Raw genomic sequence first — 11,322 nt, forward strand, 5'->3', positions numbered from 1 at the left:
CACATCTCCTTATTTCTGAAAGCGAGGTGCTGGTCATGAGTTCATTTGATCAAACGATGAAATTTAATTTTCCAGAAGAATCAATGGAACAGGAAGTCAAGCAGGTAATGTTGAAAGTACATTCTTCATTAGAGGAAAAGGGATATAATCCTATCAATCAGATTGTCGGTTACTTACTTTCTGGTGATCCGGCGTATATTCCTCGCCATCAGGATGCTCGTAATTTAATTCGCAAGCTAGAGCGTGACGAAATTCTAGAAGAGCTTGTTAAATTTTATATCAAAAAGAATAACGAGGGCTAGAAATGAGAATTATGGGATTGGACGTTGGGTCGAAAACAGTAGGTGTTGCAATTAGCGACGCACTTGGCTGGACGGCTCAAGGTATTGAAACCGTAAAAATTGATGAAGCAAATGGCGAATTCGGCATCGACCGTATCGCTGAGCTAGTGAAGGAATATACTATTACTGAATTTGTTGTAGGATTCCCGAAAAACATGAATAATACGGTTGGACCTCGTGGTGAAGCTTCTGAAAACTATAAAAAGTTATTAGAAGATACATTTTCACTTCCGGTTAAACTTTGGGATGAGCGTTTAACGACGATGGCTGCGGAGCGCATGCTAATCGAAGCGGACGTAAGTCGCAAAAAACGCAAGCAAGTCATTGATAAAATGGCGGCTGTGATGATTTTACAAGGCTATTTAGATAGCAAAAACTAATTAATGAGGTGGCAAACATGGCACACGAGCATAACCATGAAGAAGAATTACATGTACAACACATTACAGTGATTGATGAAAACGGAAACGAGCAGCTTTGCGAAGTGATTCACGTACACGAGTCTCCTGAGTTCGGCAAATCTTACGTATTTTACTCAATGGTAGGCGCTGAAGAAGATGAAGATGGTTCTGTAGAAATCTTCGTATCTTCATTTGTACCATCTGAAAACGGTGAAGATGGCGAATTAACACCGATCGAAACAGAAGCAGAGTGGGACATGGTAGAAGACGTTTTAAACGCTTTAGAGGACGAAGACGAAGAATAATTGTTTTCATTTTAGAGTGTAAGGAACAAGGATGGCACAAGCGGTCCTTGTTCTTTTTTTACGCCATTAACTTCGTATTCCGAAGAAGTGGAAATAAAGCACCTAGAAATTTAGACTAGGTAATTATTGTAAGGGGGAATAAAAATGAACGAGGAAACACAAGAATTCATAATAATAGGTGACAATGGCAAAGAGCAAACATGTCGTGTTGTTTTTACATTCGATGCAGAGGAAAAATCGTATGTACTGTTTTCCCTAATCGATGAAAACGGACAGGAAATTCCGGGTGATATTTCAGCTATGACATTCGATTATGATGATAACAGCGGAGAAATGACCAATTTACAACCTGTTGAAACAGAAGCTGAATGGGAAATGATTAATGAAGTTGTATTAACGCTTCTTGATGAATTCCAAGAAGAGCCACAGCTTATTACGGTAACGAATGAGGATGGTACGGATCAAGTGTGCGAGGTGATTCATACATTTGCATCAGAGCAATTTGGTAAATCTTACGTGCTTTATGTAGCTGTCTCAGACGAGCCGATGGAGGAGCGAGATATTTTCGCCGCACAATACGTACCTGGAGCAGATGGAACCATTGAGGATTTACTACCGATTGAGACGGATGAAGAATGGGAATTTGTGGAAGATGTTTTAAATGATTTATAAAAAGAACGAACAATAGTTAAAAGACAAAGCATACTCGAAGTACGACTTCGAGTATGCTTTTTTTACTGTCTATACAAAGTGCCAGGCACTCAAACAATAAAAATACACGAAGTCTCCTGTAGCTTACGTCGTGCCCTATCGGCGATTCTGGACTTTTATCAGCGATTAGTGTTTCGGCTTTTAAAGCGCCCGCGGAATTCGAAGTGGATTTTTACTATTTAGAAAGCTGGATTAGTATACAACGATAGGTCTAATAGAAAATTTCTATATGAACCTTAAAAGTATTCTATCTGATGATGACTATTTTGTATGTTAGAGAAAAAACAGCTATTTAAGTACGTAAAAAGGGGAAAACGCTTTGCGAAAAAATGTGTCTTTAAAGATATGTGGAAAAAATAAGAAAAAAAGGCATTGACCAATTACTAGTAACCAGATAAGATTTGTTGTAATAAAAATAGAAAATTTCAAATACTTTATTTTTAAAGAGAACAATTCAATTGCACATGAAATTCTCTATTTTTATTGCTTATAAAACCAAGTAAATTAATAAATTAAGGAGGATATGATATGAAAAAAATATGGTTATTGCTTATCAGCACATTATTTATTGTATTAGCGGGCTGTACAGATTCAGGGCAGACAAAAAAAGACGAAACAGTGACATTAAGAGTAGGAGCAGCGAGTGTGCCACATGCGGAAGTTTTAGAGTATTTAGCAGATGATCTTGCAAAAGATGGTGTGAAACTAAATATTTCAATATTAAAAGATGCTGTACAAACCAATCAACAAACAGCAGACGGTGAACTCGATTTCAATTATTTTCAGCATATCCCTTTTTTAGAACAGACGAACAAAGAAAGTAATTTAGATTTAGTAAGTGTCAAAGGAATTCATATAGAGCCATTTGGTGTTTATTCAAAAACAATTAACGATATAAAAGACTTACCACAAAATGCAAAAGTAGCTGTTCCCAATGATGTTGTCAATTTTTCGCGTGCATTATTACTGTTTAAAAATAATGATCTTATCGAATTAGACGATGCAACGAAAAATGATTATACAGTTGAGGATATTACAAAAAATGAATAGAACATTCAATTTATCGGTGTCGATTCATTGCTGTTAGTTCGCTCATTAGATGATGTAGATGCATCTGCTATCAATACGAACTACGCTTTAGAAGGTGGCTATAACCCACTTGAGGATGCACTCATTATGGAAGGATCAGATTCTCCTTATGTCAATATTATCGCAACGACGAAAGAAAAACAGGAAGATGCTGCTATTCAAAAAGTTGTGAAATGGCTGACAAGTGAAAAGGCTCGTAAGTTTTTTGAAGATCAATATAAGGGAGCTGTCGTTCCGGTATTTTAGTTTTTTATAGTGAATTTTAAAAGGTCGAATAATAGGGGGTAAGTGGATGATTGAATTTATTGATACGACGAAGGAATTCCGTGTTGGGCAATCTACTGTAAGGGCGTTAAATCACATTAATTTAACTATTCAAAAAGGTGATATTTTTGGCGTGATTGGGTTTAGTGGAGCTGGGAAAAGTACTTTACTTCGGACAGTAAATTTACTTGAGGAGCCGACATCTGGCCAAGTACTTGTGAATGGGAAAAATTTAACAAAATTAAGTAAAAGACAGTTACGGGAGGAAAAGAAAAATATCGGTATGATTTTTCAACACTTCAATCTTCTCCATTCAAAAACGGTTTTCGATAATGTGGCGATGCCGTTAGTGTTAAGTGGGGCTAAAAAATCGAAAATATCAACGCAAGTTCAAGAGGTCTTAACTTTTGTCGGCTTAGAAGATAAGGCGCACCGTTATATTGATGAATTATCAGGTGGACAAAAGCAACGAGTAGGTATTGCGAGAGCACTAATAACAAAGCCAACGATTCTATTATGTGATGAGGCGACTTCTGCACTTGATCCGCAAACGACAAAATCAATATTAGCGTTACTAAAGCGTGTCAATATTGAGTATGGCATTACGATTTTAATGATTACACATGAAATGGAAGTCATTCGTGATATTTGTAATCGAGTAGCAGTAATAGAAAACGGAAAAATTATAGAAGAAGACAATGTACTACACATTTTTTCCGCACCCAAGGAAGAAACGACGAAAAACTTTGTGCAATCGGTAGTGCGAAACGAAATTCCTCAATCTATTTATGACCAACTGAAGGTAATCGACGGAACGAAGCGTATTTGTAATATCAAGTTTATCGGAGTGGATGTAGGCCAGCCCGTTGTATCTCAAGTAGCTAAAAAATTCGCTGTCGATGTTAATGTTCTATTCGGCAATATTACGGAGCTTCAAGGTATCCCGTTCGGTCATTTAATTGTAGAGCTAGTTGGTACCGCAACTGAAATTCAGAAGGCATTTTTATATATTCAAAGCAAAAATATTCATATAGAGGAGGTCGTTGCACATGAAGGTGAGCACGCAAATTATTATCGACGCAGTACTGGATACGCTGTACATGGTTAGTATTTCATTATTTTTTGGCGCTATTTTAGGGTTTATTTTAGGTGTTGTTTTAGTTGTTACACGAAAAGGGCACATTCTTGAAAGTAAAATCATCTTCTCAATTGTAAATCCGATTGTAAATACATTTCGATCCATTCCGTTCATCATTTTATTAGTTGCTATCATTCCATTTACACGTTTACTTGTTGGAACAGCCATTGGCACAACAGCTGCTATCGTTCCACTGGTCTTGCATATTGGACCATATATTTCAAGATTAATTGAAAATTCTCTTCTTGAAGTAGATGAAGGCATTATTGAAGCTGCCAAAGCAATGGGGGCTTCTCCATTTCAAATTATTCATAAGTTTTTACTTCCTGAAGCTTTCCCATCATTAATATTAAGTGTTACGACAGCGACAATTGGTCTGATCGGTGCAACGGCAATGGCTGGTGCAGTAGGTGGAGGCGGTCTTGGGGATGTAGCCATTACTTACGGCTATCAACGCTTTGATAATGTTACCATTTTAGTAACAGTTGTTATTTTAGTAATACTTGTTCAAATTATCCAAAGTATCGGCAATACCATAGAAAGAAAGCTACGAAGAGTAGCATAAAGGAGAGCTGACCATGAAGAAAATACATTATCTAATAGGACTCATTTCATTATTATTTTTACTTGTAGCATGTTCAAAATCAGAAGGAAAAGATGTTGTGAAGGTTGGCATTCGTAGTTCGGAAATAAAGACGTGGGAATATATTAAAGAGCAAGCTGCAAAGGAAGATATACAATTAGAACTTGTGACATTTTCGGCACAATACGATCCCAATCAAGCATTGGCTGAGGGAGAAGTTGATATCAATGCCTTTCAGCATGTAGCTTACTTAAATTTGTTTAATACGAATAACGGTACAGATTTACAGGCGATTGGTACAACGATTATGGCGCCTATCGGTCTTTATTCGAATAAATACAATCGGATAGAAGATATAAAAGATGGTGCTAAAATTGCTGTGCCAAATGATCCTTCCAACTGGGGGCGAGCATTGTTACTTCTGCAAGAATACGACCTGTTAACGGTCACGGATAATTTTGATGGCAGTGGTGGAGAAGACCGAATAAAAGAGAACCCTAAAAATTTAACGATTGTGCCCGTAGATGGAGCGACGACTCCTCGTGTAATGGAAGACACTGATTTTGCGGTTATTAATAACGGGGTAGCTGTCGAAGCAGGCTTACTTTTAAAAGACGCTATTATTCATGAAAATGAAACAGCGAAGCCTTTTATCAATGTCATTGTGGCAAAGCCGGAAGACAAGGACAAGGACATATTGAAAGATATTGTTGAAATATATCAGCGTAAAGAAACGGCAGATTTTGTCTCTGAGGTTTCCAATGGTAACTATATTCCTGTCAAGATGTCATTGGATGAATTGGCAACATGGAAAGCATTTTATTCATATTAAAAGGAGAGATGATGAAAAATGACAGAGAAAAAACAATTGAAGCTTGCTTTATATTTAATTGGGGCAGGAATGCATGTTGCGGCATGGAAGCATCCTTTAGCGCAGGTCGATGCAAGCATCGATATAAAGGCTTTACAGAAAGCAGCACAGCTTGCCGAAAAAGGTAAGTTTGACATTGCCTTCGTTGCTGATAGCTTGGCAATTAATCATGAATCCCACCCACACATTTTAAATCGTTTTGACCCATTAATCCAAATTACAGCGCTGGCAGCGGCAACGTCAAAAATAGGCCTTGGTGCAACAGCCTCGACTACTTATAGTGAGCCGTATGTGTTAGCAAGACAATTAATGTCCATCGATCATATAAGTAATGGACGTGTCGCATGGAACTTAGTAACAACGGCAGATGCAACAGGTGAAACAGCTCTAAACTTTAGTCGTGATAAACATTGGGAGCACGATCATCGCTACGAGCGTGCGGAAGAATTTATTGACGTCGTACAGTCGTTATGGGATTCGTGGGAGGATGACGCATTTGTCTATGATCGCAAAAATAATATTTTTTTTGATCAACAAAAAGTACATGAAACAGCATTCAAAGGTAAATATTTATCTGTTAAGGGTCCATTAAACATAGCGCGTTCAATACAAGGACAGCCTGTCATTGTTGAGGCAGGAGCATCTAAGCCAGGGCAAAAATTAGCTGCACGGACAGCTGAAGTTGTTTTTGTGCACTGGGATGATATAGAAAAATCAAAGGCGCATTATCGTGATTTAAAGGCACAGCTTATACCATTTGGTCGCACTGAAGACGAACTGCTTGTTTTACAAGGCATATCTCCAATTGTTGGCGATACAGAAGAAGAGGCCATTCGTAAATATAATGAGTTACAATCCTTGGTAGATCCGTATGAAAGCTTGAAGTTTGTTTCAGGTTACATGGGCAATGTTGATTTTTCGAAGTATTCACTTGATACACCTGCGATTGAAGTTGATTTTCCCACTGTTAACAGTATTCAAAGTCATTTTTATGAGCATTTAGAAATTATCAAAAAAGAAAATTTAAAAGTTGGCGATTTATATGCCCGTCTTTTTGGTCCAGCAAGACGTGATGCTTTTGTTGGAACTGCCGTGCAAATTGCTGATGAGATGGAACGTTGGTTAACAGAAAAGGCAGCGGATGGATTTATGCTCCAATTCCCGTTATTACCGCGTGATTTAGAAAGCTTTGTGGAAAAAGTGGTACCAATTTTGCAGGAACGTGGAATATATCGTGAAGATTATACGGGGTCAACATTACGTGAGCATTTAGGGTTGAAAAAACCACAAAATCGATATGTCAAAAGTAAGGTGATTCATTGATGAGTGATGTATTTATTCGCAATGAGCGGGAGCAACAGCTTGTACAATATGCGCGCAAACTTGCTGAACAAATTGAAGAAACGGCTGCCGTTTATGATGAAAGTGGTTCGTTTCCGTTCGAACATTTTAAAATTTTAGAGGATGCCGGTTATTTCCGATTGACTGTACCTGAGAAATACGGTGGTGATGAAATCTCTCTCTATGAAATGCTATTAGTGCAAGAACAGCTTGCTAAAGGAGATGGGTCAACTGCTTTAGCTGTTGGTTGGCATTTGTTAACCTTTTTAAATGTCCGAGAGGCGAAAGTGTGGCCAGAGCATGTATTTGCAGAACTGAGTCGTAAGGCAGTAGAGGAAGGATCTTTATTAAATATTATTAATAGTGAACGAGGAAAGGGCAATATTTCACGTGGAAGTTTGCCAGGAACGACAGCTAAAAAGGTTTCAGGTGGGTATATTATTTCTGGTGAAAAGGCGTTTGCTTCATTAGCTCCAATTTTAAAGCAATTTACAATTATCGCCTATGTAGAAGATGAAAATATAACTGCTGAATTTCTCATTGAGAAAAATGAACAAGTAGAAGTTGTAAATACATGGGATGCCATGGGCATGCGCGCGACAGGCAGTCATGATATTATCTTTCATGACACCTTTGTACAGGATGAAGCATTATTATATCGTCATCGTCCGAATGAAGTAAATCGGTTTTTAGCAGATGGGCGGGTTTATTCGTTAGAAATTCCTGCTGTATACTTAGGGATCGCAGGAGCAGCTCGAGATTATGTAATCGAATTTGCAAAAAATACGTATTCCTATAGTTTGGAAAATACGATTGCCCATGCTAGTCATGTGCAACAAAAGATTGGGGAAATAGAGGTGTTGTATCAAACAGCACGCCGTACACTATATAGCATTGCCGCACAAGTAGAACAGCAGCCTGCATTGAAGGAGCAACTAGCGAATGATGTCAGTATAGCTAAGTATGTTATTTGTCATCATGCCATTGACATTGTGACAAAGGCGATGCAAATCGTTGGTGGACGCAGTTTGTCGAAATCTAATAAATTGCAACGTCTATTCCGAGACGTCCAATGTAGCCGCTTTAATCCACCAGCTGATGATGTGGTCATTTCCCAGTTAGCACAAGGCTTGGTAGTAGAAAAAAAGCAAGGAGTCTTGCAATTATAAAGTATCAAATCTGCTAAAGAATATGTTAGCAGATTTTTTTATGTGTGCAATTTCACCTGAATTGTCCATTTCTGTTTGTCGTAAAAGTTGATTTCTAGTATGATATTGAATAGTGATAGGGGGGAAACCCGTGGATAACGGTTCTAAAAAACAAGAAATGTTTTCAAAAATGCAGGAAAAAAAGACTGAGGTAAAAGTTGTGAGAAAAATAGTAGCTATTATAGCCATTACATTTGTATTAGTATTTGGGATTATCGGTTTAATGGGTTACAACTACGTAAAAAGTGCTTTAAAACCGGTTGATCCAGAGGCAACAAAAACAATTGCTGTTGAAGTACCAATTGGCTCAAGTTTAAGCTCGATTTCGGCTTTACTAGAGAAAAAGGGCATTATTAAAGATGCAAAAGTTTTTAAATACTATGCAAAATTTAAAAATGAATCCCAATTCCAAGCAGGAAATTATGATTTAACACAATCCATGACATTGGACGAGCTAATTGAGAGCTTAAAAACAGGGAAGGTGTATCGTGAGCCTGTCTTTACGATGACGATTCCCGAAGGTTTAACACTTGATCAGATTGGAAAAATCGTTGAAAAGAAAACGCCTTATACACAAAAAGAGTTTATGGATTTAGTGACAAGCGAAGCATTTGTTCAAAAAATGATGACCAACTATCCAGAGCTTATTACTGATGCGGTATTAGCAGACAATATTCGCTATGATTTAGAAGGTTATTTATACCCTGCAACATATTCATATTTTGAAGAGAAACCTTCGTTAGAAGCAATCGCTGAAGAAATGATCGCTGCTATGAATAATGTTGTGAAAAATTACAGTGAAGTTCTAGTAGAAAAACAAATGTCAGTACATCAACTACTTACTTTTGCTTCATTATTAGAGGAAGAAGCAACAGCGCAAACAGATCGTGAAACGATTGCAAGTGTCTTCTATAATCGTATTGAGGAAGGCATGCCTCTACAAACTGACCCAACTGTTTTATATGCACTTGGCTCACATAAAGACCGCGTTTTATATGAAGATTTAGAAGTAGAAAACGCTTATAATACTTACAAAAATAAAGGGTTGCCGCCAGGTCCAATTGCTGGTGCTGGAAAAACTTCGATTGAAGCAGCGTTAAATCCGAGCAAAACAGATTATTTCTATTTCCTAGCAGATAAAGAAGGTGTCAACCACTTCTCAAAAACATATGATGAGCATTTGCAAAAGGTAGAAAAATATTTACGCCAAGCAGAGTAGTTTCTAGTAAATAAAAACGAATATAGCGCAATAAATTGAATAGAAGGAAAGAAAAATAGCTTTCCTTCTATTTTCGTGCTATTATAAATTGTGATTTTTAATCAATTAATACGTGGTGGCAATTGTTTCGTGCATATAGACAAACAATTGCTCATTTTTGTATGGCAAAGTACCAAGACATCACGTTTGGTCTTTTTCTTTTTGTAGCAAAGTGATGATGAAGTTTGGACACGGGAATGTGCTCGTTTCCTTTTAAATGAGGGTGAATTTTACAATGGAATTATCGGATGCATATATACAATCATTTATTCAACCACGTAATGAGTTGCTTTTAGAAATGGAAGCATATGCGGAAGAAAATCATGTACCGATTATGCAACTAGCTGGGATAGATGCGCTAAATCAGTTACTTCGTATTCAAAATCCGTCAAAAATATTAGAAATTGGCACGGCAATTGGTTACTCAGCAATTCGTATGGCAGACGCTTTGCCAAATGTGCATATTGTGACGATTGAACGCGATGAAGAGCGTGTAGCTCGAGCGAGAGCTTATATTACACGTTCGTCTGTTTCAAACCGTATTACGGTAATTGAGGGAGATGCCTTAGAGGTAGACGATGAGGCAATTCATACAACTTTCGATGCGATTTTTATTGATGCAGCGAAGGGACAATATCAACGATTTTTCGAAAAATATGCCCCACTTGTAAAATCAGGAGGAGTCTTGTATATCGATAATATGTATATGCACGGATTGTCGGATTTGGACTTAAAGGACGTGCCACGTCGCAAGCGGACAATGATTCGAAATTTAAAAAATTTTACCGATTGGATTATGCACCATCCTGAATATACAAGTGCATTTTTACCAGTCGGGGACGGCTTATTATTATGTTTGAAGAGGTGACGACTATGAAAAAACCTGAATTGCTTGTCACACCGCAATCAGTGGACCATGTAAAAGCACTTTTAACAGCTGGAGCGGATGCTTTTGTCATTGGAGAACAACAATTTGGTCTTCGCCTTGCAGGAGAATTCTCTGTGAGCGAAGTAGAAGAAGCAACGAAGCTAATTCACGAAGCAGGCAAAAAGGTTTATGTTGCAGTGAATGCGCTATTTCATAACGAAAAACTAGATGCACTAGGTGAATACTTAAAAGAAATGCAACGTATAGGTGTAGATCGCTTAATTTACGGCGACCCTGCTGTTATTATTGTGCGTCGTGAGCAAGGTGTTACCATTCCGTTACACTGGAATCCTGAGACAACAGCGACAAACTGGTTTACTGCAAATTATTGGGGTAAACGTGGCGCAACAAGAGCTGTTCTTGCACGTGAGCTTTCGCTAGATGAAGTACTAGAAATTAAAGAAAATGCAGAAGTAGAAGTTGAAGTACAGGTGCATGGTATGACTTGTATGTTCCAATCAAAACGTCCTTTACTAGGTCATTATTTCCTATACCAGGATAAAGTAATGGCAATTGAAAATCGTCAGGAAAACCGTAATATGTTCATCCACGATGATGAACGTAACAATAAATATCCAATTTATGAGGATAACAACGGTACGCATATTTTCAGTCCAAATGATATGTGCATTATCGATGAGCTTGGCGAGTTATTTGAAGCAGGCATCGACGCATTAAAAATCGAAGGTGTTTTACACTCGCCTGAATATGTTGTCACAGTAACGGAAGCATATCGTCAAGCAATTGACACATATTTTGACGAATCTGAAGACGCATATGACGATATTAAAGATGATTTACTGGCTAAAATCGAAGATATCCAGCCTGCTATTCGACCACTCGATACTGGCTTTATCTTCAAAGAAACAGTGTACTAGGAGGTG

The 11,322-nt window shown here is 37.8% G+C and carries 12 protein-coding genes and 1 pseudogene; all 13 read left to right on the forward strand.

The annotated features are described in order from the left end of the window. The first annotated feature begins 35 nt into the window (after positions 1–35). The 13 genes and pseudogenes from ACIQXJ_RS03370 to ACIQXJ_RS03430 all read left to right on the forward strand — a co-directional run bounded on the left by ACIQXJ_RS03370 (position 36) and on the right by ACIQXJ_RS03430 (position 11,316). Positions 36–302, forward strand: coding sequence for an IreB family regulatory phosphoprotein (locus ACIQXJ_RS03370; RefSeq protein ID WP_024363117.1), 267 nt, complete (start codon positions 36–38; stop codon positions 300–302). Between the two features lie 2 nt (positions 303–304). Continuing rightward, on the forward strand, positions 305–721 hold the full coding sequence (gene ruvX / locus ACIQXJ_RS03375) for a Holliday junction resolvase RuvX (protein ID WP_340823504.1): 417 nt from the start codon (positions 305–307) through the stop codon (positions 719–721). 17 nt (positions 722–738) lie between these two features. Continuing rightward, positions 739–1,047: a DUF1292 domain-containing protein gene (locus tag ACIQXJ_RS03380; protein ID WP_024363115.1), complete on the forward strand. Its 309-nt coding sequence runs from the start codon at positions 739–741 to the stop codon at positions 1,045–1,047. Positions 1,048–1,191: 144 nt separating this feature from the next. Then, entirely contained in the window at positions 1,192–1,719 is a 528-nt protein-coding gene (locus ACIQXJ_RS03385) for a DUF1292 domain-containing protein (protein ID WP_403049635.1), read from the forward strand. Positions 1,720–2,286: 567 nt separating this feature from the next. Continuing rightward, a pseudogene (locus tag ACIQXJ_RS03390) lies at positions 2,287–3,093 on the forward strand (MetQ/NlpA family ABC transporter substrate-binding protein). A gap of 46 nt (positions 3,094–3,139) precedes the next feature. Further along, the gene (locus ACIQXJ_RS03395; protein WP_403049637.1) at positions 3,140–4,219 is read left to right on the forward strand and encodes a methionine ABC transporter ATP-binding protein; all 1,080 of its coding nucleotides are present in this window, start codon (positions 3,140–3,142) and stop codon (positions 4,217–4,219) included. Further along, the gene (locus tag ACIQXJ_RS03400; protein WP_401009210.1) at positions 4,161–4,814 is read left to right on the forward strand and encodes a methionine ABC transporter permease; all 654 of its coding nucleotides are present in this window, start codon (positions 4,161–4,163) and stop codon (positions 4,812–4,814) included. The genes ACIQXJ_RS03395 and ACIQXJ_RS03400 overlap by 59 nt, the downstream gene beginning before the upstream one ends. A gap of 13 nt (positions 4,815–4,827) precedes the next feature. Beyond that, positions 4,828–5,664 carry a MetQ/NlpA family ABC transporter substrate-binding protein gene (locus ACIQXJ_RS03405; protein ID WP_403049640.1) on the forward strand — a complete coding sequence of 279 codons (837 nt, stop codon included), beginning with the start codon at positions 4,828–4,830 and terminating at the stop codon, positions 5,662–5,664. An 18-nt stretch (positions 5,665–5,682) separates the two neighbouring features. Beyond that, positions 5,683–7,026 carry an LLM class flavin-dependent oxidoreductase gene (locus ACIQXJ_RS03410; protein ID WP_403049643.1) on the forward strand — a complete coding sequence of 448 codons (1,344 nt, stop codon included), beginning with the start codon at positions 5,683–5,685 and terminating at the stop codon, positions 7,024–7,026. After that, entirely contained in the window at positions 7,026–8,213 is a 1,188-nt protein-coding gene (locus ACIQXJ_RS03415; protein WP_403049646.1) for an acyl-CoA dehydrogenase family protein, read from the forward strand. Before ACIQXJ_RS03410 ends, ACIQXJ_RS03415 begins: the two co-directional genes overlap by 1 nt. Before the next feature lie 130 nt (positions 8,214–8,343). Then, the gene (mltG, locus tag ACIQXJ_RS03420; RefSeq protein ID WP_403049649.1) at positions 8,344–9,471 is read left to right on the forward strand and encodes an endolytic transglycosylase MltG; all 1,128 of its coding nucleotides are present in this window, start codon (positions 8,344–8,346) and stop codon (positions 9,469–9,471) included. Positions 9,472–9,745: 274 nt separating this feature from the next. Then, positions 9,746–10,378 carry an O-methyltransferase gene (locus tag ACIQXJ_RS03425; RefSeq protein ID WP_403049652.1) on the forward strand — a complete coding sequence of 211 codons (633 nt, stop codon included), beginning with the start codon at positions 9,746–9,748 and terminating at the stop codon, positions 10,376–10,378. 5 nt (positions 10,379–10,383) lie between these two features. Then, positions 10,384–11,316, forward strand: coding sequence for a peptidase U32 family protein (locus ACIQXJ_RS03430; protein WP_403049655.1), 933 nt, complete (start codon positions 10,384–10,386; stop codon positions 11,314–11,316). Positions 11,317–11,322: the final 6 nt, after the last annotated feature.

The organism is Lysinibacillus sp. NPDC097868 (genome assembly GCF_044761135.1).
Classification (GTDB): Bacteria; Bacillota; Bacilli; order Bacillales_A; family Planococcaceae; genus Lysinibacillus.